Raw genomic sequence first — 25,371 nt, 5'->3', positions numbered from 1 at the left:
CATGACAGATTTACGGACAAGCGCTTTAAGCGCTGCCTTCGCCTTGACTTCAGGCGCATGCTGCTTCCGTTTGACTATCTCTGATCTGCTTCTCGTCGAAAATCGGCACAGAGCACATTATGGCTTACGTCTGCATCCGGCTTTATGGGGGCGCTCATGGCTCGTCGCAGAGGTTCGGCGCGCCGTCGAAGTTGTATTCGCCTCGGTAGAGCCGCCGCAGGGTCGTGACCATCGCCTCGAAAGACTCATCGAACCTGACCGAGGTGCGCTCGGTTGGCGCGATATAGATCGATTTTCCCACGGGCTCGCGCCGCAGGTAGCCGCTTTCGACCAAGCTGTTGATCTTGCGGTGTAGCGTGCTGATCGGAAGGTCGAGCGCCTCTGACAGAGCCGAAAAATCATAGAGCTTGCCCTGCATCCGGCCCTGCACAACCGTGCGGATGATCAGGCTGTCGAGCGGCTTGCCCCACATCCCCGATTCCATCGCATAGAACCGGTTGAGACAGTCGATGATCTGCGACTGAACCGCCGCCCGCATCGCGTCGGGCTCTTGCTGAGAGCTGATGGCGTCGTTCATTTTTGGCCCCTCCCACGCACCCCTGTTTTCCAAAATGGAAAGGTTGGCGCTTGGTCGCAAGCCAAATCTGCTCGTATTTGGACCCCTGGTCCGAAGTCCACCGCACTGGTGGGCGGAGGGTTCCAGTATTCCAGGGGAGGGATCATGCAAAAGCATATACTCGTGGTCGGTGGCGGTATCGGCGGTACGATGACCGCAAACAGCCTTGTCACCAAGTTCTACAGAGAGATCGCAAACGGCAAGGTCAAGGTGACCATGCTTTCGGACAATCCGTGGCACTACTACAAGCCTGCGTTCATGTATGTTGCCTTTGATATGTATTTTAAAGGTGAACTGCGCAGGAAACAGCAGTCCCTTCTGCGTCCCGAGATCGACTTTCAGCTCGACAAGGTTGAAGCCTTCGATTTCAAGGGCTCCAAGGTGAAGACCGCCAGCGGCAAGACGATCAGCTACGATTACATCGTGGTTTCCACCGGCTGCCTGCCCGCGCCTGAACGGATCGAGGGGCTGAAGGAAGGCGGAGACTATTTCTATCAATACGAGCCGGCCCGGAAACTCTCGGACAAACTGCTGACGCTTGAAAAGGGCCGGGTGTTTGTCACCGTGAACTTCCCCGAAACGCCGAACGTCCCGCACCAATGCGGCATCGCGCCGATGGAAACCACGCTGATGCTCGACGAGTATTTGCGCCGCAAGGGCGTGCGCGACCAGATCGAGATCGTCTATACCTATCCGACCGTTTCTCAGCTTCTGCGCAACTGCCTGTTCATGCAGGAAGAGGTGTGTTCTGTCCTGCCGCCGATCTTCGAAGAGCGCGATATCAAATACAAGCGTAGCTTCACGTTGGCCAAGGTCGATCCGGAACGCAAGGTCGCGATCTCCAGCGAGGGCGAGGAAGAAGAGTTCGACATTCTGATGTCGACCCCGCCGATCCGCGCTGTGGACGCGGTGATCAACAGCGGTCTCTCGCAAGCGGCGAACAACGAGGGCTGGCTGCCCACCGACCGGGACACGCTGCAACTCGAAGGCTATCCAAATGCCTACGTGATGGGCGATACGGTCGATCTGCCGATCTCCAAGGCCGGCGGCTCCTGCCACAACCAGTGCCCGGTGATCGTCAACAATATCGCCGGGGATATGCGGCTGGGCCGCATCGTCGAGCACTATGACGGCAAGGTGCAGGCCGTGGCGCAGATGGGATTGGAAGCGGGCATGCCGCTTTTCTACAACTACGATGAGGATGTGCATCCGACGCCACCGACCAAGGTCGGCGGACTGCTGCGCAAGGCATTCAACCGCGGCATCTATTGGTCTGTCGCGCGCGGCATCATCTGAGATCTGAAGCTTAAGAACAGGAGGGCGCCATGGCGAACCCCACAGCAAACGGCGCGGAAACCCCGCTGCTCGAGCGCATCAATCAAGAGAGCGCTTTTTCCGACGCAGCGACGGAGGAGGGCCTGATCGATCTTGCCAACAAGCTCGCACCGTTGATCCAGGGCCGACGCCTGCACAATGTCATCGATCTGATGTCGCTCGCTTCGGACGGTGTGGACATGGCGGATGATGCCATGATCCAGAAGATGATGACCGCGTATGAAGACATCACCGGCACCGCGTGGGCGCTCGGCAATGCTGCGCGTTATGCGGCCAATCAGGCGGCGACCGCGCCAGTGCCGTCGCGGCTGGGTCTGCTGCGGGCGGCAGGCGATGAGGATGTGCGGCGAGGGCTGCATTTTGCGCTTCAGTTTCTTGCCGTGCTGGGCCGTCAGGTGACGCCCGAGCCCGACGTGGATTGACCGTGTCTATGAATGAGGCGGAACTGGCCGCACTCTACAGACCGCGCATCCGAGAGCTTGCCGCTCGGGTGCGTTCCGACCGGCGGCTGAAGAACCCGGAGGCTACGGTTTCCCGCAGAAGCCAGGTTTGCGGCAGCATGATTACCCTGGACCTGATGTGCGAGCAGGGCCGCATCACCGCTCTTGGCTGGCGGTCGCGGGCCTGCACCCTGGGCATGGCCTCGCTGGGCCTCGTCACCGAAGTCGCCGTCGGTCAGTGCCGGGCCGAAGTGGCTGCGGCCGGGGCGGCACTCTGGGACCTGTTGCATGGGCAGGAGCAGGCCTTTGCCGCTCCGTGGGAAGAGTTGTCAGTTTTTTCCGCCGCCCGCGGATTTCCGACGCGGTTTGGCTCGATCATGCTGCCCTTCGAAGCGATCAATGAGGGCTTCCGGCAAATGGGATGAACTGGTGGGGGCCACGACCCGGCTTCTGCGCACAGTCGCCCGTCAGGTGTTCAGTCCCGGCATTTGGTGGATCGGGTTCAGGATGAATCTGTCCGGATCTGAAATCCAGACCTTGCAGACCTATTTGTAAGGTGTGAGACCGCTGAGCGACTTGAGCCGGCGAGCGAAATTGTGGGCAGCGATGAAGTCCGCGAGGTGGGTGCGGAGCTGGTCGTGGCTATCGTAGTGGAAACGCTCGACGGTGCCTCCTTGATCGTTCGGTTCATCCGCTCAACCTGACCGTTTGTCGGAGAAACAGTCCCCCGGGACTGTTTCCCAATCCTCCCAACTCCAAGGATGGTTGGGCTTCGTGAGGCGATGCACAATGCCGTTGGCTTTGCAGATCATGTCGAAGCGCATGGGCCTGGAGTAGGCAGTATTTCGGTTTCGGGGCTGCTTTGCGAATTGGATGCCGTAGCACGTCGGGAACAAGCGCTGCCGACAGGTTATGGCAGCGAATTATCTCTCGCGATCTCGACCTGTGGGCTTATGCCAACGAGGTCACTTTGGACTTCTCACGCCCTGGCAAGCCAACCGACAATGGCTTCATTGAGGCCTTCAACAGCAAGCTCCGGTCGGAATGCCTGAACGCGCAATGGTTCATGAGCCTTGCGAACGCGCAAGAGAAACTGGAGGATTGGCGTAGACACTACAACGAAGACCGACCCCACAGCGCCATCGGATACAACCTCCCGATCGCCCTGCATTATCCCGGCGGCGCAGCCAGCCCGTCGCCATGACCAGGCCGAAAAACTCCGGCATTCGGCGGTCCAAGGTTGGGGAGCAGCGCAAGTTGGCTCAGACTCTACACTACGATGAGGGATTTCGCGGGAGCAGGTCACCCCGATTGACTCATCGCTGAAATCCTAGTTTCTCATCATGGTCTCCTTGCCTCAGATTTGGCGAGGACGGCGTCTTGGGCAAATGGGAACACCTAGTTTCGAGAAGTCGCTCAATACGGCGCAGGAGGCGTCACGCTGCTGGCCGTTTCCCGGTAAACTGCGCGACTTCAGTCGGACTGCTTGGCGCGCCGTGGGATTCGCAAGCGCTGTGTAGCCACTGTATCGAAGGCGGTGAGAGCAAGATGTCACGCCCGAAGCGATCCGCTCAGCCACTCCGACAGATCATGTTGAAATGAGCGGCTTTTTGGCGGAACGTTCCGGCAAGGCGGACGAGGCGAGCCGCGGATCGGAACCGAGATGCTGAACCGAATATTCAGGCGCTCCAGGCGTCCAACACCCGAGGGAAACGACGAGATCGTGCTGCCGGTGGTCTGGCTGCTCGGCAAGACCGGCGCGGGGAAGTCGTCGCTGGTCGGGGCCCTCACCGAGCAGTCGGACGTCGAGATCGGCAACGGGTTCCAGCCCTGCACACGCACCGCACGCAGCTACGATTTTCCGCCCGAACAGCCGCTCGTGCGGTTCCTCGACACCCGCGGCCTGGGCGAGGCGGGTTATGATCCGGCCGAGGACCTCGCCGCCTGTCTTGACCGCAGCCACGTGCTGCTGATTGTCTGCCGGCTCGACGATCCGGTGCAGGGCATGCTCGCCGATGCGGTCTCGGACATCGCCGGTTCGGACAGCCGGATGCGCGCCATCCTCGTGCTCACCGGCAAGGATCTGGTGCCCGACCCGGACGCGCGCGAGCGTGCCGAGCGCACCATTGCCGCGAGGATGAACCGGGCTGCCGGGCGCGAGCTTCCCGCGGTCAGCCTCTCGCTGGCACCCAGCGAGGCGACCGATGTCGAGGGGCTCGACGCGCTGAGGGGACACCTGCTCGAGGCACTGCCGGCGGCGGGGCTGCTGCTCGAGAAATCCCGCGCCGGCGACGCAGAGCATCTGGAATTCCAGAGGCACAAGCGCTGCGTCCTGTCCTACGCCGGTGTCGCGCTCACCAGCGATCTCGCGCCGGTCGTCGGACTGGTGGCGGTGCCCGCGACGCAGCTCAAGATGCTGCACGAGCTGGGCCTGCGCTACGGGGTGAAATGGGATCGCAAGATCGCCGCGGCCTTCCTCAGCACCATGGGGGTCAGCGTCGGCGCGCGCTATGCCACGAACTTCGGACTGCGCGAGCTGGCGAAGCTCATTCCGGTCTACGGCCAGACCGTGGGGGCCGCCACCGCGGGGGCGATCAGCTTCGCCACGACCTACGCGCTCGGCCGGGCCGCGGCCTACTATCTCTACCGGAGCGCGCATGGCAGTGCGCCCAGCGAGGAGGAACTGCGCAAGGTCTACCAGCGGGCGTTCAGGAGGTCTTCGGATGAAGCTGACTGAGCGCCTCCGCCCGGCGCTGCTGCGCTGGGACCGCCTGCTCGCAGTCATCGCCCTCGCGCTGCCCTTTGTGGCCTCGATGCTCGCCGGCTTCGCATGGATGATCGAACACGGCTGGCTGATCGAGTTCATCGTGGCCTCGATCTCGCTCGGGGGGCTGGTTGCGCTCATCCGGCTCACGCGGCTCTGGATGCGCGGGCGCGAGGCCGGGCGGGCGCCGCGCCCCGACCAGCTGCACGCGCGGGTCGATCCGTCGTGGAACGCGCCCGAGGTTGCCGCCTTCGAGGCCGCGCAGATGTTCATCGATGAAAAGACCTCGGGCCCGCTGCCATGGGACGAGCTGCAGCCGATCGCGCAGGAGGTGGTGCGCCGCGTCGCGGAGGCCTCGGGCAAGGGCGACAGGGGCGTGCTCGACTTCACCGTCCCCGAGGCGCTGTTGCTCATTGACCGTGTCGCCGTGCGCCTGCGCTCGGACATCCGCGACAAGGTGCCGTTCTCGGACAGCATCTCGGTGGGCACGCTGCTCTGGCTCTGGCGCCGCCGCGACGTCGCAATGAAGGTGACGAAACACGGTTGGAACGCGTGGCGGGTGATCCGCGCGGTCAAGTCCCTGCCCACCGCCGTCCTGCGCGAGATCGAGGGGGTCATTGCCGAGGGCCATTCCTCCTTCGTGACCAGCGAGGGCACCGCCATCCTGCAGGCGCTGCTGCTCGAGGAGGTGGCGGCGGCGGCGGTCGAGCTCTACTCCGGGCGGCTGCGCTTCTCGGATTCCGAGCTGCTGGACCTTGGCCTCGCCTCGCGCGATCTCGACCGGGCGCGGCTGGCGGCCAGCGACATGCCGCTGCGCATCGCTGTCGCCGGGCAGATCAGCGCCGGCAAGTCGAGCCTCGTGAACGCGCTGCTCGGCACCGATCTGGCCGAGGTCGACGTGATCCCCACCACCGACGCGCCCAAGACCTACCCCACCGATTTCGAAGGGGTCGAAACAATGCTGCTCGACATGCCCGGACTCGATGGCTCGTCGCGGCTCGCACGGAAGGTGGCGGACGAGCTGGCGCGCGCCGACCTCATCGTCTGGACCGTGCGCGCCAACCGTCCCGCCCGCGAGATCGACCGCGCCACCATCGCGATGCTGCGCGGGATCGTCTCGGACGACCCGCGGCGCCGGATGCCGCCGGTGGTGGTGGCGGTCTCCTGCATCGACGAGTTGCTGCCGACATGGCCCTTGCCCGAGGGCCATCTCACCGGCGACGCCATGCAGCGCATCACCGAGGTCGTCGCGGCGGTGCAGACGGACATTGCCGATCCACGTACCACCGCCAACACCATCCCCGTGGTGCTCACCGAGCCCGACTGGAACGTCGACCGTCTGCGCGCCCGCATCGACAGCCTCATCGGCCCGGCGCTCGACACCCAGCGAAACCGCCTGCGGATCGAGGCGCGGACGAGCGGCGTGCGGAAGGAAGCCAGCCGCGCCGGTCGCGGCCTGCGCGGTGCGCTTACGGCGTTCGGGCGGAAGTACACGCACGGAGACGATGCCGGGAACGGGGAGGAATAGACCGCAGGTCCGAAGAGCCTGCCGCCGGCCTTCCTGCTGCCGGTGCCGGATCGGGCTGAGGTCCAGCCTGGCGCGTAAGAGGCGCGAGACGGTGCTGGCTTCGCTGAAACCGAGATCGAGGGCGATGTCGGTAATCGGTCGGTCGAGGTGGTCGCGCAGGATGGCGGCAGGGTCCGGGTCGGCCTGCGAATTGCGCGGCTAGGGCAGTTCGGCGGAGAACGAGACCCCGGTCTCGTCGGCGGCGACCCCGGACGCTGTGCCCCCCCCCGGGACTCGAGCCGGCGCAGACGCTGCGCGGGTCGGGCGAAGCTGAGCGTTTCCAGATGCCACGCCGTGCCGCATCGCTGCCGCGCGTCGTTGAGGATGATGCCGGTCGCGAACTCGGCGTCCTGCGGCCGGTCATAACCCGCGTCGCCGCGGACCTCATAGGTCACCAAGGCGGCGCCACCCGGGGTCGGAACACTGTGGCCTGCGGGACAGCTCACCGCCAAAGGCCGCGAGATAGTCGCCGAAGCCGGAGCCTACGGATGTGATCAGTGGCGCTTTCTTCGCCACGGCCTGCCTGTCTCGCCGGATGCGGCAGCGGCGCCGCGTTTGCTCATGTCCGGGAAAAGGTCTGAGGCGGGCACATCTTCTGTCAATCGCCAACACCCCGATGTGACCAAGCGTCAGGAATGAGGCGCGTCCGGTCAAGAAATCCATGCAAGCCGCAGGTTTACCACCCAGAGACATGACGCCGCCGGCGCACCCTGCGGGCCAATGACAGGCCGCGCGGATCACACTGACCGGGGGCCGGGACAGGCGCGAGACGGGGATTGCATGGCGACCACGGACAGCTTCAGGCGAGCGGATAGCAGGGCAGGGCGGTCTCGGCCGGGGGCTTGATCTTCGCCATGCCGCTGCCCGCCGCCCGTCCTGCCCGAGATCTCCGGGCGCGGCGTCGTGGCCGGCACCAAGACCTTCAAGACCGCGGGAGCCATCTCATGTCCAACCTGACGATTGCCAGCCTTCACAAGGACTTCGGCGAGACCCGGATCCTGCACGACATTGACCTGAACGTCACCGACGGTGAGTTCGTGGCCCTCGTCAGACCCTCGGGCTGCGGCACGTCCCCCCTGCTGCGGAGGATCGCGGGTGTTGGGTGTGCTCATTCTTACCGTGGATGCCGGAAGAGGCTCGAGGTTCCCGGAGTACGCCGGACGGCCATGAAATCAATGCGTTGAAGGGGTGGCGCCGGGCGCGTCGCAAAGTCGATCGAGTTTTACAGCGGAGCGGCAAACTGGGCCGAATGAGGCGATCTGGGCTGTTCGGCCGACATTTCGGGGCGTCGTGGGCTGGATTGCGCAAGCCCTTGTGAATTAGCGTTTAAGGGGCTCTGAAGAGGGCGTTGAAGGGCGCGTTTGAGGCGTTCGCGAGGTCCAGGAACTGGGACCCACCCCGCCCACTTCTCCATCAGCCGTCCCACTTGAGGCTTTCTCAAACGATGACAGTCACATGGGTTGGTATACACCTGCGTGGCGGTTTCCGCCAAGTGGGACCCGTTCCAGTTGCGGAAGTCCAGGCTACTGGTTTCTGTTCAATCGCCGAGTTGGCGTTCGTGGTGAGCATCAGCTGCCTTTCGCGCCGTCTTTGCGGGCGAAAAATGCTGATGGTGGGCGCATTGGTTGCCTCGTGCTCGAATACGTAGTCAGATGGCGAACGCGTCAAATTGCCCGTACTGGGACGGGTTCATTCCGGACCTGAACTCACGAGGTGAGCGGGTTCTTTCAGGAGCTTGGAATTGGTTGCGATGAACGAAACGCTGGCAGGTCAAGTGGAGTGCTACGGGGTCATACTGTTTACCGAGAAGTTTGACGAATGCGTCGCGTTCTATCGTGAAAAGCTCGGCCTACCTTTGTGGTACGAGAAAGAGGGGCTTTGCTGCCTCCGCTTCGGGGCCGCATACCTCATGATCGAGAGCGGAGGCGCTGCCCAAGACCGACGGAAGGCTCGGTCCGAGAACCCGACCGTCATACGATTCAATGTCCCTGACGTCGCCGCCGCAGCGATCATGTTAGAGGCCCAAGGCATCGATGTTGAAACGAAGCATCACAGCTGGGGCGTCACTGGTTCCTTTACCGATCCGGACGGAAATGTCTGTAGCCTGAAGAACGCCGACGACCCCTTTTTCCATGATACGCAGAAAGTACCGTGAGTGATTACCTTGGCCTCTTTCTTGCCGTGGGCTCCATCATGCTCCATCGACAGCGTTGAGAGCTGAAAAGAGGCCAAGGTAATCACGCGGCGCTTAGGCGCTGCATACCGGCGGCCTATCTGCCGGGCCTAACATCTTCACTGCTCACAGACATGCCTGGTGTCGGCCCAATTTGGCCGTTCGAAGCGACCGCCTGTGCCGCAGCGCAGCGTCGCCGAAGCGGCCATTCATCCCCGCCGCAGCATTTCCAACGACCCAAGGTCGGCAGTGCGGACCTTCCCGTCATTCGCCACACGAGGACGAGAAACGCAGTGTCCGACAGCAAGGCGACGGGGCCGCCGCTCACATTTGTGACTGATGCCGCAAATGTATGAGTGGATAAGGTCTCCCCTGACCATCATGGGAAGACGTTCCGGTGCGGACGAAACCGACATGCTCATAGAACGCGAGCGCCTCTGGGTTTTGTTCGTTCACATCGGTTGTCAGCTCAGGATGGGCGGCGATGGCTCGCGATATGAAGGCTTTGCCGATCCCCTTTCCATGTTGATCCGGGTCAATAAACAGTGCCTCGAGGTGCCCGTCATGCACGAACATGAACCCCTGCGGCGTGTCGTCGGCACCGACCGCAAGTTGCAGGCTTAGCTGTAGGAAGAACTCCAAAAGCTCGGCCTCAATGGCAGACCTGTCGACGGGCGCAAGGAAGTGATGAGTGGCGTCGACCGCCCGGCGCCATATCTCCATGACGCGCGGTAAGTCCTGATCTGTTGAGGGTCTGAAAGTAAGCATGGAGCCTTCTACATAACCGTCCAATTTTCCGCAAAGTGAACCGCGCCGGGTTTTCCGGAGGCTGATTTGGGTTAGTTACGCGGCCATGTCTTCAGTTTCCTGAGCGGGGTAGAAGTTTGCCTCTGCTTCCGCCGATCGGCTCGAGCAAGCGGCGGTTGTTGAACCAGTCGACCCATTCGAGGGTGGCATATTCGACGGCCTCGAAGTTGCGCCACGGCCCACGACGGTGGATGACCTCGGCCTTGAACAGGCCATTGATCGTCTCGGCCAACGCGTTGTCGTAGCTGTCGTCGACGCTGCCCACGGATGGTTCGATGCCGGTAGCGAATGGACAGGTATTGCGACCCGCGGTCGGAATGGTGGACGAGCCCCGCGCCCTTGACCGGGCGGCGATCATAGACAGCCTGTTCGAGGGCATCGAGCACAAAGCCTGGGCGCGCGGTCTGGCTCGCCCGCCAACCGACGATCCGGCGTGCGTAGGCGTCGATGACAAAAGGTGAGGGCCTGCCCGCCTCGTACGGTGATCGTAGTAGGTGGATGGGGCGATCGGCAGAACTCTGCAGATCGGCTCGACCCCGTGCGCCTCACGCTGATCGTCCCTCTCGGCGTTTGCTTGCAAACGCCTGCCGGCAATGGATGAACCCGACCATCACTTCGACCGGCGGTCGAGCATCTCAGGCAGCGCTCGACGCGATGCCGCTGCTGCCTTCGATCATCGCAAAATATGCGCTCGCCTTGCGCAAGATCTCGTTTGCCTGGCGCAGCTCCCGGTTCTCCCGTTCCAGCGCCTTCATCTTCTCTGCCATGTCGGGCGGGATGCCCGCGCGCTTGCCGCTGTCGATGTCGGCCTTCTTGACCCACTCGTTCAGGGTCTGCGGCGCACAGCCGATCTTCGCGGAAATCGACATGACCGCCTGCCAGCGCGATCCATGCTGACCCTCATTGTAGAGAACCAGGTGCACGGCACGCTCACGCACTTCGGGGGAAAACTTGTTCGTCGTCTTGCTCATGATGCTCCATCCTACTCAGGAGTTGGAGCCTCCGGCATACCCGGCGCGGTTCACACCCCGCACCGCGACAAGAAGCAGGGTACGTCGCGGTCGATGGATGTCTGCGACGAGCACGGGCTCGACCACGGCATGGTGATCATCGACCACAACAACGAGGAGACCGTGGCCGAGACCCTGCAGCGCGGCTTCTGGGCCGGGTTCTCGATTTACCCGTCCACCAAGATGGGCAACGCCCGCATGGTCGAGATCCTGCGCCGGTACGGCGGCGAGCGGATCATCGTGGACAGCGCCTGCGACTGGGGCATCTCGGATTGTCTCGGCGTGGCGAAGACCGCGCAGCTGGCGCTCGAGCGCGGCATCCCGCCCGAAACGGTGGAGCGGGTGTGCTACCGCAACGCGCTCGAGGCCTACGGGCAATCGGGGCAGATGGCCGAGGAGCACTGGCTGAACCCGCCCGCCATCGACCAGCGCACGCTCTACGCGGGCAACTCGATCCTGCGTGGCGGGCGCGAGCCGCATATCGAGACGCCGGATGACCGCCGGGCGCGGCGCCTGCTGATAGACTGACCGGTGCCGCCGCCGCCTAGCCCGGCAGAAGCGCGGCGGGCGGGTGCTTGCAGCCCTCGATGCAGAGCGCGGCGCCCGAGGTCGCGTCGAGGCGCAGCTTGCGCAACGGCGCGTATTCCTCGGAATGGTACCAGCCGTCGAAGGCGATCCGCGACGGGAACTCGAGCAGCACCGGCGTGCCGATGCTCCATGTCCCCTCGACAACGTCTGCGGGCCCGCCCAGCACGAGGTAGCGCCCGCCGTGCGCCTCGACGGTGGCAAGCACGCCTGCGCGGTATTCGGCGAGCTTCTCCGTGTTGCTCACATCCCTGATGTCGACAAGAAAATAGACGGTCATTCCGGCGCCCTCCCTGGCCCATGCGGGCCCGGGTGCGCTCCTCCGGCACGGCGGGCCCTGAGTCCCTTCAGGATCGCCCCGATGGCCACATCTGGCAAGGCCGGCGCCTTGGATGAGCGGAGCCCGGCAGGCTGCACCAGCGCGGGCGCGTCACGGGCGCCGCGCCTTCACCGCCCAGGCCCGGGCGCGCAAGGCTGCCGGCCCCTCCGGTCCCAGCTGGCTTTCCAACAGCGATTTCAGCGCCCTGCGGTCCTCTTCCGGCAGGCTGAGGCAATAGCCGGGCGCGGGGCCGGCGCCGAGGGTGAAGGGCTGCCAGAAGGCTTCGAACCCGGGGAAGGGCGTGTCGATCTCGATGACGGTGATCTCGGCGTCCCCGATGCCCGCGTCGGAGCAGAGCGCCGCCAGCCCGTCGGCGGTGCAGAAGGGGAAGCGCGCGCCCTCGTCGAGCTCCGCGGCCTTGGGATCTAGCGCGGCGGCGGCCTTCCAGAAGGCGTCGATGAAGCCGATGCCGCCGCCCGGGTAGTCCCAGACGTAGAACGAGAGCAGCCCGCCCGGGCGCAGAACCCGCAGCATCTCGGCCAGACCCGCCACGCGATCCGGCACGAAATTCAGCACCAGCCCCGAGGTTACCACGTCGACGCGGCCATCCCCTGCGGGCAGCTCTTGCGCCGTGGCGGTCTCGAAGCGGGCGCGCGGGTCGTCGATGGCCTGCCGCGCGTGGGCGACGAACGCGGCCGAGGCGTCGGTCGCGAGGACCGTCCGCGGCGCGCACCGCTCAAGGATGGCAGAGGTCAGCGCCCCCGTCCCGCAGCCGAGCTCGAGCCAGTCGGCGCCCTCCGGCGCCTCGAGCCAGTCGAGGAACCGCGCCGCGACGAGGTGGCTCCAGCGGCCCATGTAATGCTCGTAGCTCTGCCCGGCCGTCCAGGCGTCGAACTTGGTGTCGGTGTCCACGGTCGTCCCCTCCCTTGCCCATGCCGGGCACATCGCTGGCCCGGCCCAAAACGCAGGCCCCATTGTCGCCCGGGACAAAAATCGATCAAGTTCAGAAAATGAAGTTGAGCGGCGGCCGGGTGCCACGGTAGCCTTCGACGCATGGGCACACGTCAGGGATACGGTCAGTTCTGCCCGATCGCGCGGGCGTCCGAGGTGCTCACCACGCGCTGGACCCCGCTCATCGTGCGCGAGCTCTACTTCGGCAGCAGCCGCTACGCCGATCTGCGCCGGGGCCTGCCCCGGATCTCCAGCGCCCTGCTGTCCCAGCGCCTGAAGGAGCTCGAGCTGGGCGGCATCGTCACCTGCATCCGCGCCGAAACCGGCAAGGGCAACGTCTACGGCCTGACCGAGGCCGGCCGCGCGCTGTTCCCGGTGCTCGAGAGCATGGGCCGCTGGGCACAGGCGCACAGCCGCGACGACATGACGAAAGACGAGAACCTCGATCCCGACCTGTTGATGTGGAACATCCGGCGCCGCGCCACGCACGAGGGCATCCCGGCCGACCGGCAGTTCGCGGTCTGCTTCCATTTCCTCGGCGTGCCCGCCCGGAAGTCCCGCTTCTGGCTGCTGTTCCGCGACGGCGAGGTCGAGATCTGCCTGCGCGACCCGGGCTATGACACCGACCTGACGGTCACCGCCGGGATCCGCACGATGACGCGGATCTGGCTCGGCCACCTGCCGCTGGAGGCGGCGCTCCGCGGGCGCGACATCGTGCTCGAAGGCGACCGGCCGCACGTGGCGGCCTTCTCGCGCTGGTTCTCGCTGAGCGCGCTGGCCGTGCGCGACGGCTGAGCCGTCCTGCCCCCCTTCCGACGTCAACGACGCGCCGGAGAAACGGTCGCAGCGAAGGCTGTGGGGCAGGGGCGGTCAAGTTTCAGTTGACCAATACATACTTAATACAATATTCAGAATGCAATTCGGAGGACGAACAAGAGGAGTGAGTCCATCCGGAGCGAACGGGAGAGAAGACCGGACGCCGCATCCCGCGGCGCCGAGAGGCAACTGCACATTTCATGTGAAGACTCGCCGGGGCGGCTGACGTTCCGGTGCCTGTGACGGCACGCCTGCCGTTGCACATCATTCGAGTTCTGCCCCGGGGTCGGGCAAGACGCCGCCCGGTTCGGGGCATGTGTCGCCACAGGCGGCACAGATCGCGCACGCCTTCGTTGCAGGGCTGCGCACTGGCGTCCTGCGCGGTGAAAGACCGCATCCATGGGAGGAGAAAGTCATGAAACGTCGTAACCTGCTGGTCGGAGCCCTCGTGGCCAGCCTCGGCCTTGCAACAGCCGCCGCGGCCCAGACCGAGATCAAGTTCGGGCACGTGGGTGAGCCGGGCTCGCTGATGGACCTCAGCGCCACCGAGTTCGCCAAGCGCGCCAACGAGAAGCTCGGCGATCAGGGCAAGGTCATCGTCTACGGCTCGAGCCAGCTCGGCAATGACAAGGCAATGCTGCAGAAACTGAAGCTCGGCACCGTCGACCTGGCGCTGCCGTCGAGCATCATGTCAACGATGGTCTCCGAGTTCGGCCTCTTCGAGATGCCCTATCTCGTGCAGAGCCGCGAGCACATGGCCAGGATCAGCGAAGAGATCGTGATGCCGACGCTTGTGCCCAAGGCCGAAGAGGCCGGCTACCACGTCATCGGCGTCTGGGAGAACGGCTTCCGCCAGATCACCAACAACCGCCGGCCCATCGTCACGCCCGCCGACCTCAAGGGCATCAAGCTGCGCGTTCCGGGCAGCGAATGGCGCGTGAAGATGTTCGAGAGCTACGGCGCGAGCCCCAGCCCGATGGCCTTCTCCGAGGTCTTCGTGGGCCTGCAGACCGGCGTGATGGACGGGCAGGAGAACCCCTACGCCCAGATCTACCCGGCGCGCTTCTACGAGGTGCAGAAGTACCTCTCGATCAGCAACCACGTCTACACGCCGGGCTACGTGACCGCCGGCCGGTCGTTCTCGAAATTCTCGCCCGAGGTGCAGCAGATCCTGACCGAGACCGCGCAGGAGATGCAGCCGGTGGTCTACGAGATCGCCGCCCGCCTCGACACCGAGCTGCTCGGCAAGCTCAAGGAAGCGGGCATGGAGGTAAACGAGGTCGACCTGCAGGCCTTCATCGACGCCTCGGCCCCGGTCTACGAGGAGTTCGCCAACAGCGTCGAAGGTGGTGCCGAGCTGGTCGAACAGGCCCGCAACCTCGCCCCCGCCACGAACTGAGCCTGACGTCGCGGGGCCGGCGCCGAGGGGTGCCGGCCCCGTGGCACGTAGCGAATTCCCCCGGAGAGACACATGCTATCGCTCAACAGCCTGAGACAGGGGTTCGAAACCCTGCTCGAGGTGATCACGGCCGCCATCGTCGCGGCCCTGACCATCCTCATCGTCTGCGGAACCCTCTTCCGCTACGCCGGCAGCCCGCTGGTCTGGTATGACGAGGTCGCCTCCATCGGCCTGGTCTGGATGACTTACTTCGGCAGCGCGCTCGCCGCGCTGAAGGGCGCGCACATCGGCTTTCCCGGCGTCGTCAACGCGCTTCCGCCCAACATGCGCGTCGCCGCCACGGTGTTCTCCGAGGCCTGCGTCTTCCTGTTCTTCGGCCTCATGGCCTATGCCGGGCTCGAAGTGCTGCTCATTCTCGAGGGCATGACCCTGGTGACGCTGCCGGCGGTCTCGGTGCAGCTCACCCAGTCGATCATCCCGCTCGGGGCCGTGCTCTTCATGCTGGCCGAGGCAATGCGCCTGCCGGAAGTGATGCGCGATGCCCGCGGCTCGGGCTTCGTCGACCACGAGGTGCGCGAGGCGCTGGCCGAGCTCGAGGCCGAGCAGGACGAGGGCCCCGCCCACAAGACCCACCGCGCCGCCCACGGCGAACCGCGCCTCGGAGACGCGTCATGACCATCGGCTACATGCTTTTCGGCCTCTTCGGCCTCTCGCTTCTGAACGTGCCCATCGCCGTGGCGCTGGGTCTGGTCGCCATCGCGGCGGTGGTGACGGTGCAGGGGGCGGACATGCTGCCCAACCTCGCGCTCACCATGTTCGAGGGTGCCTCGAGCTTCCCGCTGCTGGCGATCCCGCTCTTCGTGCTGGCGGGCGCCATCATGAACGCCTCGTCGATCTCGAAGCGGCTGATCGGTCTCGCCTCGGCACTCGTGGGCTTCATCCGAGGCGGGCTTTCGTTCGTCTGCATCGGCGCGTCGATGTTCTTTGCCGAGATCTCGGGCTCTGCGGTCGCGGGCGTCGCGGCGCTTGGTTCGATCCTGATCCCGGCGATGCGCAAGAAGGGCTATTCCAAGGAGTTCTCTGCGGCGATCTGTTCCTCGGCCTCGAGCCTCGCGATCATCCTGCCGCCGTCGATCCCGATGATCCTCTACGCGGTGATGGCGCAGCAATCGGTGGTGAAGATGTTCGTCGCGGGCTTCGGCCCCGGCATCGTCGGTGCCATCTGCCTTGCCATCGCGGCCTACATCCAGGCCCGGCGCTACAACTTCCCCGTCGAAGAGCGCTTCAGCGCCCGCAACGTCTGGGTGAAGCTGAAGGAAGCGGGCTGGGCGCTGATGCTGCCCGTCATCATCCTCGGCGGCATCTTCGGCGGCATCGTGACCGCGACCGAAGGTGCGGGCCTCGCGGTGGTGGCGGCACTGTTCATCTCGGGCGTGATCTACCGCGAGTTCGACATCAAGGCGCTCTACAAGGCGCTGATCGACAGCGGGCTGCAGACCGCGGTGGTGATGCTGCTGGTGGCGGCGTCGTACCTGATCGGCGGTTTCCTGACCGAGGCACAGCTTCCGCAGCAGCTGGCGCAGGCCATCGGCGGCGTGACCGAGAACAAGTACCTCATCCTGCTGATGCTCAACTTCGCCTTCCTCGCGCTTGGCATGTTCCTGCACTCGGCCGCGGCGATCATCCTCGTGGTGCCCATCGTCATGCCGATGGTGCTCGCCGCGGGCATCGACCCGGTGCACTTCGGCCTCGTGGTGACGCTGAACCTCGCCATCGGGCAGCAGACGCCCCCGGTTGCCTCGGTGCTCATCGCGGCCTGCTCGATCGCACGCGCCGACATCTGGGCCACGACCAAGGCGAACCTGCCCTTCATCGGCGCGCTGCTCGCGCTGCTGATCATCTGCACCTACTTCCCCGGCATCTCGCTGGCACTGGTGAACCTCGTCTACTGAGCGGGCCGGCCTCGGCCCCCTCACACATTCAACTCCGGAGGAGATATCCATGAGCCAGTCCAAGACGCCGCTTCCGCTCGAAGGCATCCGCGTGCTCGACGTGAGCCAGGTGATGGCGGGACCCTTCGCCTGCATGCTGCTGGGCGACCTCGGCGCCGACGTGATCAAGGTCGAGCCGCCCACCGGCGACCAGACCCGCAGCTCGATGGGCTTCAAGCTCAAGGGCGACGACAGCCTCGGCTTTCTCAACATGAACCGCAACAAGCGCTCCATCGTGCTGGACCTGAAGTCCGAGGAAGGGCGCGAGACCTACCTGCGCCTCGTCGAGACCGCCGACGTCATCGTCGAGAACTACCGCCCCGGCGCCATGGCCCGCATGGGGCTCGATTACGAGACCATCAAGGCGGTGAACCCCGGGGTGATCTACGCCAGCATCTCGGGCTTCGGCCAGTCCGGCCCGTGGTGGAAGCGCCCCGGCTTCGACCTGATGGCGCAGGCGGCCTCGGGGGTCATGTCGATCACCGGCGCCCCCGACGGGCCGCCTGCGAAATCCGGTGTGCCGGTGGCCGACATCGGCTGCTCGCTCTTTGCCGTCTACGCCATCCTCAGCGCCTATATCGGGCGCCAGACCACCGGGCAGGGGCAATTCATCGACGCCTCGCTCTACGAGGCGGGGCTGTCGTTCGCGGTCTGGGACATCTGCGATTTCTGGGGCACCGGCAACGTGCCGCAGCGCATCGGCACCGCCAACCGCATGGCGGCACCCTACCAGGCGGTGCGCGCCAAGGATGGCCATTTCGTGCTGGGCGCCAACAACGACCGCGCTTTCCGCAAGCTCTGCGAGGTGATGGAGCGCCCGGACCTGCCTGTGCATCCGCTGTTCGAGACCAACGCCCTGCGCCTTGCCAACCGCGATGCGCTGATCGCCGAGCTCGAAACCACCTTCACCGGGCAGACCCGCGAGCACTGGGTCGAGACGCTGCTTGAGGCGGGCATCCCGGCGGGCTCGATCCTCGATTACGCCGAGGCGCTGGACAATCCGCACGCGGACGAGCGCAACATGGTGATGCCGATCCAGCACCCCGTCGAAGGCGAGGTCAAGAACATCGGCTTCCCGGTCAAGCTGCGCGGTACGCCGCAGCAGGTGCGCCGCCACCCGCCGCTGCTCGACGAGCACCGCGACGAGATCCTGGCCGAGCTGCGCAGCCTCGGCGAAAGGCAGGTGTCCAATGGCTGACACGCTGCACAGCCGGGGCGATGTGCGGCTGGCGGTCGAGGCGGGCGTGGCGACCGTCACCTTCGACCGGTCCGAGGCGCGCAACGCCATGACCTTCGAGATGTACCGACAGCTGGGCGAGATCTGCGATACGCTCGAGGCCCAGCCCGACCTGCGGGCCATCGTCTTCCGGGGCAGGGGCGCCGCCTTCGTGGCGGGCACCGACATCTCGGAATTCACTGCCTTCGAGCGCGGCAAGGACGGCGTCCCCTACGAAAAGCGGATCGACGCCGCCATTCGCCGGGTCGAGGCGCTGCCCGCGACCACGCTCGCGGTGGTGGACGGCCCGGCCATGGGCGGGGGGCTGGTGATCACCGCCGCCTGCGACCTGCGCATCGTCACCCCCGAGGCGCGGTTCGGCGTGCCCATCGCGCGCACCGTGGGCAACTGCCTGTCGCAGGCCAACGTCGCGCGGCTGGTCCGGGCCTTCGGCGAGGGTCCGGCCAAGCAGATGCTGCTGCTGTCGCTGGCGCTCGACGGCGAAACGGTGCACCGGCTGGGCTTTGCCACCGCCTGCGTGCCCTCCGACGCGCTCGAGGACGAGGTCGCGCGCACGGTGGACAGGCTCTGCAAGGCCGCGCCGCTGACCATCGGCGCCTGCCGCGAGATGTTCCGCAACCTTGTGGGCGACGTCCCCGACGATGCCGCGACCATCGCCCGGATCTACGGAAGCCGGGACTTCCGCGAAGGCGTCGAGGCCTTCCTCGGCAAGCGCAAGCCGGTCTGGTCCGGGACCTGACATCCCAAGAAAAACCGAGCAGCCCGCGCGCCGTCGGCATCAGAGCCGGCGGCGCGCTTTCGTTTCAGCCGTAGCTTGCCACGTCGGCGCTTGCGAGCGTCGCGATATTGATGAGCCCGCGCTGGGTCACCTCGGGGGTCACGATATGGGCGCGGTTGCCCATGCCCATCAGGATCGGCCCGACCTCGAGCCCTTCGGCCACGCCCTTGAGCAGGTCCCGCGCCGCGCCCGCCGCGTCGGTGTTGGCATAGATCAGCACGTTGGCGCGTCCCGTCAGCCGGTTGCCCGGCAGCAGCCGCTCGCGCAGCTCGGGGTTCAGGGCAAGCTCGGTGTGCATCTCGCCCTCGTATTCGAAATCCACGCCCTTGGCGTCGAGGATCGCCAGCGCCTCGCGCATTGCCATTCCCGAGCGGCAGTCGAAATTGCCGAACTGCGAGCGCGAGCAAAGCGCGATGCGCGGCTCGATCCCGAAGCGCCGCACGTGCCGGGCGGCGGCCTCGACGGTGCGGGCAAGCGTGGCGCCATCGGACTCGAAACTGACGTGGGTGTCGGCGATGAACAGCGGCCCCTCGTCGAGGATGATGAGCGACAGAGCCCCCGCGGGCGACAGGCCACCCGTCTCAAGAACCTGCCGGATGTAGTTTAGATGCCATGAATATTGCCCGAAAGTACCGCAGATCATGCTGTCGGCATCGCCCCTGCGCACCATCAGCGCGGCAATCGCGGTGGTGTTGGTGCGCAGGATGGCGCGGGCGAGGTCCGGCGTCACCCCCTGCCGCTTCATCAGCTCGTGGTAGTCGCGCCAGTAATCGGTGTAGCGCTCGTCGCTCTCGGGGTTCACGATCTCGAAGTCGCGCCCAGGCACCACCGGCAGCTCCATCTGGTCGAGCCGCTGCGCGATGACGTCCGGGCGGCCCACGAGGATCGGCGTGTGGATGCCGTCCTCGGCCAGCCCCTGCACCGCGCGCAGCACCCGGCGATCCTCGCCCTCGGCAAAGACGATGCGCCGGCGCGAGCGGCGCGCCGCCTCGGTCACGCCGCGCATGGTCAGCGACGAGCGGAACACCTGCGCCTCGAGGCTCTCGCGGTAGGCGTCGAGATCCAGCGGCCGGCGCGCCACGCCGCTTTCCATCGCGGCGCGCGCCACGGCCACGGCAATGGTAGGCAGCAGCCGCGGGTCGAATGGCTTGGGGATCAGGTAGTCGGGACCGAAGCTCAGCGTCTCGTCCTGGTAGACCTCGCCCACCTCGGCGGTGGTGGTCTGGCGGGCAAGCGCGGCGATGGCGTCGACGCAGGCGAGCTTCATGGCGTCGTTGATCTCGGTCGCCTCGACGTCGAGCGCGCCCCGGAAGATGAACGGGAAGCAGAGCACGTTGTTGACCTGGTTCGGGATGTCCGACCGGCCAGTGGCGATCATCGCGCCGGGGGCGGCGGCGCGGGCAAGGTCGGGCATGATCTCGGGCACCGGGTTCGCGAGCGCGAGGATCACCGGCCGCTCGGACATGCCCGCGACCATCTCGGGTGTGAGCACGCCGGGTCCCGAAACGCCCAGCACCATGTCGGCGCCTGTCAGGGCCTCGGTCAGCGTGGTGCCCTCGGGCGCATGGGCGAAGCGGCGCTGCTCGGGGGCGAGGTCGTCGCGGCCCGCGTGCAGCACGCCATCCTTGTCGAAGACGGTGATGTTGCGCTCGGGGATCCCGAGATTGGCCAGCATCGCGAGGCAGGCGGTGCCCGCAGCCCCCGCGCCGATGCCCACGAGCCGCACCGCTGACGGCTCCTTGCCCGCGATGTGCAGCGCGTTCTGGGCGGCGGCAGCGACCACGATGGCGGTGCCGTGCTGGTCGTCGTGAAACACCGGGATGCCCATGCGCTCGCGGCAGATCCGCTCGACCACGAAACAGTCGGGCGCCTTGATGTCCTCGAGGTTGATGGCCCCGAAGGTGGGTTCAAGCTTGCAGACCCAGTCGGCCAGTGCCTCGGGATCGGTCTCGTTCACCTCGAGATCGAAGCAGTCGATGTTGGCGAATTTCTTGAAGAGCACCGCCTTGCCCTCCATCACCGGCTTGCTGGCCAGCGCCCCGATGTTGCCGAGCCCCAGCACCGCGCTGCCGTTCGACACCACCGCCACGAGGTTTCGCCGGGCGGTGTAACGGGTGACCAGCGACGGGTCGCGCGCGATCTCCATGCAGGCATCGGCGACGCCCGGAGAATAGGCCCGCGACAGATCCCGCGCCGTGGCCATGGGCTTGGTCGCGCGGATCTCGAGCTTACCGGGGGTCGGGAAGGCGTGGTAGTCGAGCGCGGCCTGCTGTTCGGGCGGGGGCGTGGTCTTGTCGAGGGCCATGGGTGTCTCCTTGGTGTCAGGACGGCGGGGCGAGGCGCTCCGTCATGTCGAGCATCCGCGCGGAAAAGCCGGATTCATTGTCGTACCAGCCGAAGATCCGCAGCTGGTCGGGCCCCACGGACTGGGTTTCTGTCCGGGCGAGGATCAGGCTCTCCTGTCGGCCGCGGAAATCGAACGAGACGCAGGGATCGGCGCAGGAACCAATGACCTGTCCGTCGGCGATCCGGTCGAGCAGCGCCTCGACGTCAGCGGGCGGCGAGGTGAACTGGATCACCGCATCCACCGCCGAGACCGAGATCGACGGGATCCGCACGGCGGCGATGCTGAGCCGGTCCGCGAGCCCCGGCAGCACGTTCGCCACCTGCGCGGCGGCGCTGGTCGAGGTGGGCACGATGGACTCGTTGGCCGCGCGGCTGCGTTCGAGCGTCTCGCCGGGGCGGTCGACGGTGGGCTGGCTGCCGGTGGCGCAGTGAACCGTCGTGACATGCGCCCGCGCGATGCCGCAGCACTCGTCCAGCGCCCGCAGCAGCGGCGCAATGGCGTTGGTGGTGCAGGACGCGTTCGACACGATCCGCACGCCCTCGGGCAGCGCGTCGCTGGCGCCCAGCACCACGGTCAGGTCAGCCGCCTTCGACGGCCCCGAGATCAGCACCCGTGCCGCACCGGCGTCGAGCCCGGCCTCGGCCACGTCGCGGCTTTTCGCCCGCCCGGTGCATTCCAGCACCACGTCGACGCCCGTGAGATCGAGCTCGCGCAGGTCGGTCACCGCGTGGAAGGGCACGCGGCCCCCGGCCACGATCAGCGCATCTGGGGCCGTCTCCACCGGGGCGGGGAAGGGGCCATAGACGCTGTCATAGCGCAGCAGGTAGGCGCAGGTCTCGAGCGGCGCCACGTCGTTGATGCCCACGATCTCGACCGGGCGGCTGCCGGTGACCACCTGTCGGAAGACAGTGCGGCCGATGCGACCGAAGCCATTGATGAAGATGCGGACGGGACGTGCCATGGCGATGCCTCATGAGCTGGGGTCAGACATCGACCTCGATGGCGATGCCCTTCTCCACTGCTAGGTCTACCACCGCAGCCGCAACCGCAAGATCCTGCAGCCCCACGCCGGTGCCGTCGAAGAGCGTGATCTCGTCGTCCGAGCGGCGTCCCGGGTGGCTGCCGTTGATCACCGCGCCGATCTGGTGGACGTCGCCTTCCGAGATCAGCCCCTCGGCCACCGCGTGCTGCGCCTCGCCGATGCTGACCGACTGGGCGACCTCGTCGGTAAAGACGGTGGCCACGGCCAGCAGCGCGGCCTCGACCTCCTGCTTGCCCCGGGTGTCGGTGCCCATGCAGGCGAGGTGAGTGCCGGGGCTCACGTGGGCGGCCATCAGGCTCGGCGCGAAGGACGAGGTGATCGACACGATCACGTCCGCCTCGCGCATGCCCTCGAGCGGCACCGCCTCGAAGGGCAGGCCGGCCTCGTCGGCGACGGTCTCGATGTTGGGCAGCATCTCGGGGTGAAGGTTCCAGCCGATGACCTTCTCGAAGGGGCGCTGCTCGAGGGCTGCGCGCAGCTGGAACGTCGCCTGATGCCCGGCGCCGACCATGCCCATGACCTTTGCGTCCCTGCGCGCCAGATGCGCGATCGACACCGACGACGCAGCGGCGGTGCGCAGCGCGGTCAGGAGGTTGCCGCCGACCATGGCCGCGACCTTGCCGGTGTCCGGATCGAAGAGAAACACCGTGGACTGGTGGTTGATGACCTTGAACTTCTCGAGGTTGTTCGGCCAGTAGCCCCCCGCCTTCAGTCCCAGCGTTAGCCCGGCGCGGTCGAAGCCGCCCTTGAAGCCGTAGAGCGCGTCCTCATGCCCGATGGCTTCGCGGATCACCGGGAAATTGTAGGCCTCGCCCGAGGCCATGGCCGCGAAGACCTTCTCCACCGCCTCGAAGGCCGAGGCGCGCGTCATCAGCGCGCCGATCTCGCGCTCGGGAACGATCAGCATCGTTGCTCTCCTGTCGTCATGTGGTGCGCCCGTGTGCAACGGGCAAAGGGTGGCCTGCACACGGGCGGCTTGCAGGCCCCTCGCAGGCCTGCCCCTATCTGCAAAGGCGCGTGGGCTCAGTAGGCCTTGCCGCGCGCCGAGACCGGCCAGACCGTCTCGACCTTGCCGTTCCGGACGCCTACGTACCAATCGTGCACGTTGGCGGTGGGGTCGCAGTGGCCCGGCACCAGCCGCAGCTTCTCGCCCACCTTGAGCACGCCCTCGGGGTCCGAGATCACGCCGTGCTCGTCCGAGCACTTGACGTATTCGACATCGGTGCGACCGAAGATCACCGGAAGCCCGGAGTCCACCGACTGCGCCTTGAGCCCCGCGTCGCAGATCGCCTTGTCGGGCTTGGCGTGGCTCATGACCTGGGTGAGAATAAAGAAGGCGTTCTGCCACTCGCCCTGGTCGATGCGCTTGCCGTCCTTGTCGAGGATCCGGCCGTAGTCGGCGTCCATGAAGGCGTAGGAGCCGCACTGCAGCTCGTTATAGACGCCCGAGTTGCTCTCGAAATAATAGGACCCGGTGCCGCCGCCCGAGACCAGGTCGCAGCCGATGCCCTCGGCCTTGAGCCCTGCCACGGCGTCCTTGACCATGGCGATGGCGGTGTCGAGCTTCTCTTTCCGCGCCTCGTAGCTGTCGATGTGCTGCATCGCGCCCTGATAGGCCTGGATGCCCGCAAAATTGAGGTTGGGCGCGGCCTCGACGGCCTTGGCGATCTCGACCACCGCGGGGGTGGAGGACACGCCGCAGCGCCCGGCGCCGCAGTCGATCTCGATGAAGACGTCGAGCTCGGTGCCGTGCCTGACCGCCGCCCCTGACAACTCGGCCACGTTGTCCACGTCATCGACGCAGACGATGATCCGGCCGCCGAGTTTGGGCAGCTGCGCCAGCCGGTCGATCTTCTGCGGATCGCGCACTTGGTTGGACACGAGCACGTCCTTGATGCCGCCGCGCGCAAAGACCTCGGCCTCGGAGACCTTCTGGCAGCAGACGCCGACGGCGCCGCCGAGCTTCTCCTGCAGCTTCGCCACGTCCACCGACTTGTGCATCTTGCCATGCACCCGGTGGCGCATGCCGTGCGCCTTGGCATAGTCGCCCATCACCTTGATGTTGCGCTCGAGCGCGTCGAGGTCGAGCACGAGGCAGGGGGTCTGGATGTCCGCCTCGTCCATGCCGGGCTTGGCCGGAATGTCGAAACCCACGTCGTACTGGTCGAAATCGGCTATGTCTTTCATCGGGGTGTCTCCCTTTGGTGTCTCGGAATGACTCGGAAAGTCGCGGGGCGGCTTAGGCAAGCCAGGGCAGGCGGTCGAGATCGACATTGCCGCCGGTGATCACGAGGCCCACGCGCTTGCCGCGGAAGGCGTCGGGGTTCTTGAGGACGATGGCCAGCGGCACGGCGCTCGACGGCTCCATGACCACGCGCAGATGCTTCCAGATCAGCTTCATCGCGTCGACGATCTCGGGGTCCGAGGCGGTGTAGATCTCGGACACGTGGTTGGAGACGAAATGCCAGGTCAGGTCCTTGAGCGGCACCAGCAGCCCGTCGGCGATGGTCTTGGGCGCGTCGTCGGCGATGATGTGACCGGCCTTGAAGCTGCGATAGGCATCGTCGGCCTGCTCGGGCTCGGCGGCGATGACCTGGCACTCGGGCGCCAGCGTCGAGAGCGTCAGGCAGGTTCCCGAGATCATGCCGCCACCACCGATGGGCGCCACCACCATGTCGAGCCCGTCGGTCTGCTCGATGAATTCCCTGGAGCAGGTGCCTTGCCCGGCGATGACGCGCGGGTCGTTGTAGGGGTGGACGAAATCGCCGCCCGTCTCTTCCTGGATCAGGGCGAAGGTCTCTTCGCGCGAAGACGTCGAGGGCTCGCATTCGGTGATCCGCCCGCCGTAGCGGCGTACTGTGTCCTTCTTGGCCTGCGGCGCGGTGCGCGGCATGACCACGTTGCAGGGGATGCCGCGCAGCATCGCCGCATAGCTCAGGCACGAGGCGTGGTTGCCCGAGGAATGCGTCGCCACGCCCTTTTCCGCCTGTGCCTCGGAGAGGCCGAAGACCGCGTTGGCGGCACCGCGCACCTTGAAGGCGCCGGGCTCCTGGAAGTTCTCGCACTTGAAGAAGAGCTCGGCGCCGGTCAGCTCATTGAGATAGTCCGAGGTGCGCACCGGCGTGCGGCGGATGTGCGGCCTGATCCGCTCGTGCGCGGCGAGCATGTCGTCATAGGTGGGGATGATCATCGTT

The 25,371-nt window shown here is 66.0% G+C and carries 22 protein-coding genes, 4 pseudogenes and 1 other annotated feature; of the genes and pseudogenes, 15 read left to right on the top strand and 11 right to left on the bottom strand.

The features are described from left to right. Positions 1-154 precede the first annotated feature (154 nt). A complete protein-coding gene (locus HC022_RS01470) occupies positions 155-577 on the bottom strand; it encodes a helix-turn-helix domain-containing protein (RefSeq protein ID WP_089962439.1) in 423 nt (140 codons plus the stop codon). Positions 578-721: 144 nt separating this feature from the next. Between HC022_RS01470 and HC022_RS01465 the strand changes: the two genes are divergently transcribed. From HC022_RS01465 to HC022_RS01455, 3 genes are read left to right on the top strand one after another with little or no spacing between them, the layout of a single operon-like run. Further along, a complete protein-coding gene (locus tag HC022_RS01465; protein WP_008887366.1) occupies positions 722-1,912 on the top strand; it encodes an FAD/NAD(P)-binding oxidoreductase in 1,191 nt (396 codons plus the stop codon). 29 nt (positions 1,913-1,941) lie between these two features. After that, entirely contained in the window at positions 1,942-2,373 is a 432-nt protein-coding gene (locus tag HC022_RS01460) for a DUF1641 domain-containing protein (protein ID WP_089962434.1), read from the top strand. Positions 2,374-2,381: 8 nt separating this feature from the next. Then, positions 2,382-2,816, top strand: coding sequence for an iron-sulfur cluster assembly scaffold protein (locus HC022_RS01455; protein WP_254884861.1), 435 nt, complete (start codon positions 2,382-2,384; stop codon positions 2,814-2,816). 42 nt (positions 2,817-2,858) lie between these two features. On the opposite strand, the pseudogene HC022_RS28920 reads toward HC022_RS01455, so the two are convergent. Beyond that, positions 2,859-3,209 (bottom strand): annotated as a pseudogene (locus HC022_RS28920) (integrase core domain-containing protein); the annotation flags it as partial. 107 nt (positions 3,210-3,316) lie between these two features. Here HC022_RS28920 and HC022_RS01445 point away from each other — a divergent pair. The 5 genes and pseudogenes from HC022_RS01445 to HC022_RS01425 all read left to right on the top strand — a co-directional run. Beyond that, positions 3,317-3,595: pseudogene (locus tag HC022_RS01445) on the top strand (transposase); the annotation flags it as partial. A gap of 519 nt (positions 3,596-4,114) precedes the next feature. Beyond that, on the top strand, positions 4,115-5,128 hold the full coding sequence (locus HC022_RS01440) for a GTPase (RefSeq protein WP_167451064.1): 1,014 nt from the start codon (positions 4,115-4,117) through the stop codon (positions 5,126-5,128). An 802-nt stretch (positions 5,129-5,930) separates the two neighbouring features. Next, positions 5,931-6,683 (top strand): annotated as a pseudogene (locus HC022_RS28915) (GTPase family protein); the annotation flags it as partial. 983 nt (positions 6,684-7,666) lie between these two features. After that, positions 7,667-7,906: a hypothetical protein gene (locus tag HC022_RS01430; protein ID WP_167451062.1), complete on the top strand. Its 240-nt coding sequence runs from the start codon at positions 7,667-7,669 to the stop codon at positions 7,904-7,906. 566 nt (positions 7,907-8,472) lie between these two features. Further along, positions 8,473-8,877: a VOC family protein gene (locus HC022_RS01425; protein ID WP_167451061.1), complete on the top strand. Its 405-nt coding sequence runs from the start codon at positions 8,473-8,475 to the stop codon at positions 8,875-8,877. Positions 8,878-9,219: 342 nt separating this feature from the next. Here HC022_RS01425 and HC022_RS01420 read toward each other — a convergent pair whose 3' ends face one another. Together HC022_RS01420 and HC022_RS01415 are read right to left on the bottom strand one after the other, a co-directional pair. Further along, the gene (locus tag HC022_RS01420; RefSeq protein ID WP_167451060.1) at positions 9,220-9,663 is read right to left on the bottom strand and encodes an acetyltransferase; all 444 of its coding nucleotides are present in this window, start codon (positions 9,661-9,663) and stop codon (positions 9,220-9,222) included. A gap of 75 nt (positions 9,664-9,738) precedes the next feature. Then, positions 9,739-10,673 (bottom strand): annotated as a pseudogene (locus HC022_RS01415) (DDE-type integrase/transposase/recombinase). Beyond that, positions 10,202-10,392, bottom strand: a sequence feature (AL1L pseudoknot). It overlaps the preceding pseudogene by 191 nt. A 93-nt stretch (positions 10,674-10,766) precedes the next feature. Here HC022_RS01415 and HC022_RS01410 point away from each other — a divergent pair. Beyond that, positions 10,767-11,240 (top strand): hypothetical protein, encoded by a 474-nt coding sequence (locus HC022_RS01410; RefSeq protein WP_175583406.1) that lies wholly within the window; start codon positions 10,767-10,769, stop codon positions 11,238-11,240. Positions 11,241-11,256: 16 nt separating this feature from the next. On the opposite strand, the gene HC022_RS01405 is transcribed toward HC022_RS01410, so the two are convergent. Next, positions 11,257-11,577, bottom strand: coding sequence for a DUF1330 domain-containing protein (locus tag HC022_RS01405; protein ID WP_008887479.1), 321 nt, complete (start codon positions 11,575-11,577; stop codon positions 11,257-11,259). Between the two features lie 150 nt (positions 11,578-11,727). After that, positions 11,728-12,528, bottom strand: coding sequence for a class I SAM-dependent methyltransferase (locus HC022_RS01400; RefSeq protein WP_167451059.1), 801 nt, complete (start codon positions 12,526-12,528; stop codon positions 11,728-11,730). A gap of 141 nt (positions 12,529-12,669) precedes the next feature. On the opposite strand from HC022_RS01400, the gene HC022_RS01395 reads away from it, so the two are divergent. The 6 genes from HC022_RS01395 (at position 12,670) to HC022_RS01370 (ending at position 18,749) form a co-directional block, all read left to right on the top strand. Continuing rightward, the gene (locus HC022_RS01395; protein ID WP_167451058.1) at positions 12,670-13,362 is read left to right on the top strand and encodes a helix-turn-helix domain-containing protein; all 693 of its coding nucleotides are present in this window, start codon (positions 12,670-12,672) and stop codon (positions 13,360-13,362) included. A gap of 436 nt (positions 13,363-13,798) precedes the next feature. After that, positions 13,799-14,782, top strand: a complete 984-nt coding sequence (locus HC022_RS01390; protein WP_008887352.1) for a TRAP transporter substrate-binding protein — start codon at positions 13,799-13,801, stop codon at positions 14,780-14,782. 72 nt (positions 14,783-14,854) lie between these two features. Continuing rightward, positions 14,855-15,457: a TRAP transporter small permease gene (locus HC022_RS01385; RefSeq protein ID WP_008887436.1), complete on the top strand. Its 603-nt coding sequence runs from the start codon at positions 14,855-14,857 to the stop codon at positions 15,455-15,457. After that, positions 15,454-16,734 (top strand): TRAP transporter large permease, encoded by a 1,281-nt coding sequence (locus tag HC022_RS01380; protein ID WP_175583404.1) that lies wholly within the window; start codon positions 15,454-15,456, stop codon positions 16,732-16,734. The genes HC022_RS01385 and HC022_RS01380 overlap by 4 nt, the downstream gene beginning before the upstream one ends. Before the next feature lie 49 nt (positions 16,735-16,783). Further along, positions 16,784-17,971, top strand: coding sequence for a CaiB/BaiF CoA-transferase family protein (locus HC022_RS01375; RefSeq protein WP_089962406.1), 1,188 nt, complete (start codon positions 16,784-16,786; stop codon positions 17,969-17,971). Continuing rightward, on the top strand, positions 17,964-18,749 hold the full coding sequence (locus HC022_RS01370) for an enoyl-CoA hydratase (RefSeq protein WP_167451057.1): 786 nt from the start codon (positions 17,964-17,966) through the stop codon (positions 18,747-18,749). The genes HC022_RS01375 and HC022_RS01370 overlap by 8 nt, the downstream gene beginning before the upstream one ends. 64 nt (positions 18,750-18,813) lie before the next feature. Here the strand turns inward: HC022_RS01370 and HC022_RS01365 are convergent, their stop codons facing one another. The 5 genes from HC022_RS01365 to bhcB form a co-directional block, all read right to left on the bottom strand. After that, positions 18,814-21,093 carry an NADP-dependent malic enzyme gene (locus tag HC022_RS01365; RefSeq protein WP_167451056.1) on the bottom strand — a complete coding sequence of 760 codons (2,280 nt, stop codon included), beginning with the start codon at positions 21,091-21,093 and terminating at the stop codon, positions 18,814-18,816. Positions 21,094-21,109: 16 nt separating this feature from the next. After that, a complete protein-coding gene (locus HC022_RS01360; protein ID WP_167451055.1) occupies positions 21,110-22,096 on the bottom strand; it encodes a type I glyceraldehyde-3-phosphate dehydrogenase in 987 nt (328 codons plus the stop codon). Between the two features lie 22 nt (positions 22,097-22,118). After that, positions 22,119-23,084, bottom strand: coding sequence for an iminosuccinate reductase BhcD (bhcD, locus tag HC022_RS01355; RefSeq protein ID WP_167451054.1), 966 nt, complete (start codon positions 23,082-23,084; stop codon positions 22,119-22,121). Between the two features lie 116 nt (positions 23,085-23,200). Beyond that, positions 23,201-24,364, bottom strand: a complete 1,164-nt coding sequence (gene bhcC, locus HC022_RS01350) for a 3-hydroxy-D-aspartate aldolase BhcC (RefSeq protein WP_167451053.1) — start codon at positions 24,362-24,364, stop codon at positions 23,201-23,203. A 52-nt stretch (positions 24,365-24,416) separates the two neighbouring features. Then, positions 24,417-25,367: a beta-hydroxyaspartate dehydratase BhcB gene (gene bhcB, locus HC022_RS01345; protein WP_175583407.1), complete on the bottom strand. Its 951-nt coding sequence runs from the start codon at positions 25,365-25,367 to the stop codon at positions 24,417-24,419. Between the last annotated feature and the right edge of the window lie 4 nt (positions 25,368-25,371).

The sequence above is a fragment of the Salipiger sp. HF18 genome (assembly GCF_011806505.1).
Lineage (GTDB): Bacteria > Pseudomonadota > Alphaproteobacteria > Rhodobacterales > Rhodobacteraceae > Salipiger > Salipiger thiooxidans.
Note: the sequence above shows the minus strand (reverse complement) of the source record. Positions and strands in the feature narration are given on the sequence as shown.

Excerpts from the sequence above, each read along its gene's own strand:
- HC022_RS01420 (WP_167451060.1), bottom strand. The coding sequence starts at position 9,663 with ATGCTTACTTTCAGACCCTCAACAGATCAGGACTTACCGCGCGTCATG.
- HC022_RS01390 (WP_008887352.1), top strand. The coding sequence starts at position 13,799 with ATGAAACGTCGTAACCTGCTGGTCGGAGCCCTCGTGGCCAGCCTCGGC.
- HC022_RS01375 (WP_089962406.1), top strand. The coding sequence starts at position 16,784 with ATGAGCCAGTCCAAGACGCCGCTTCCGCTCGAAGGCATCCGCGTGCTC.
- bhcB (WP_175583407.1), bottom strand. The coding sequence starts at position 25,367 with ATGATCATCCCCACCTATGACGACATGCTCGCCGCGCACGAGCGGATC.
- HC022_RS01360 (WP_167451055.1), bottom strand. The coding sequence starts at position 22,096 with ATGGCACGTCCCGTCCGCATCTTCATCAATGGCTTCGGTCGCATCGGC.
- HC022_RS01370 (WP_167451057.1), top strand. The coding sequence starts at position 17,964 with ATGGCTGACACGCTGCACAGCCGGGGCGATGTGCGGCTGGCGGTCGAG.
- HC022_RS01470 (WP_089962439.1), bottom strand. The coding sequence starts at position 577 with ATGAACGACGCCATCAGCTCTCAGCAAGAGCCCGACGCGATGCGGGCG.
- HC022_RS01455 (WP_254884861.1), top strand. The coding sequence starts at position 2,382 with ATGAATGAGGCGGAACTGGCCGCACTCTACAGACCGCGCATCCGAGAG.
- HC022_RS01430 (WP_167451062.1), top strand. The coding sequence starts at position 7,667 with ATGTCCAACCTGACGATTGCCAGCCTTCACAAGGACTTCGGCGAGACC.
- HC022_RS01395 (WP_167451058.1), top strand. The coding sequence starts at position 12,670 with ATGGGCACACGTCAGGGATACGGTCAGTTCTGCCCGATCGCGCGGGCG.
- bhcD (WP_167451054.1), bottom strand. The coding sequence starts at position 23,084 with ATGCTGATCGTTCCCGAGCGCGAGATCGGCGCGCTGATGACGCGCGCC.
- HC022_RS01410 (WP_175583406.1), top strand. The coding sequence starts at position 10,767 with ATGGATGTCTGCGACGAGCACGGGCTCGACCACGGCATGGTGATCATC.
- HC022_RS01405 (WP_008887479.1), bottom strand. The coding sequence starts at position 11,577 with ATGACCGTCTATTTTCTTGTCGACATCAGGGATGTGAGCAACACGGAG.
- HC022_RS01465 (WP_008887366.1), top strand. The coding sequence starts at position 722 with ATGCAAAAGCATATACTCGTGGTCGGTGGCGGTATCGGCGGTACGATG.
- HC022_RS01460 (WP_089962434.1), top strand. The coding sequence starts at position 1,942 with ATGGCGAACCCCACAGCAAACGGCGCGGAAACCCCGCTGCTCGAGCGC.
- HC022_RS01425 (WP_167451061.1), top strand. The coding sequence starts at position 8,473 with ATGAACGAAACGCTGGCAGGTCAAGTGGAGTGCTACGGGGTCATACTG.
- HC022_RS01380 (WP_175583404.1), top strand. The coding sequence starts at position 15,454 with ATGACCATCGGCTACATGCTTTTCGGCCTCTTCGGCCTCTCGCTTCTG.
- bhcC (WP_167451053.1), bottom strand. The coding sequence starts at position 24,364 with ATGAAAGACATAGCCGATTTCGACCAGTACGACGTGGGTTTCGACATT.
- HC022_RS01385 (WP_008887436.1), top strand. The coding sequence starts at position 14,855 with ATGCTATCGCTCAACAGCCTGAGACAGGGGTTCGAAACCCTGCTCGAG.
- HC022_RS01365 (WP_167451056.1), bottom strand. The coding sequence starts at position 21,093 with ATGGCCCTCGACAAGACCACGCCCCCGCCCGAACAGCAGGCCGCGCTC.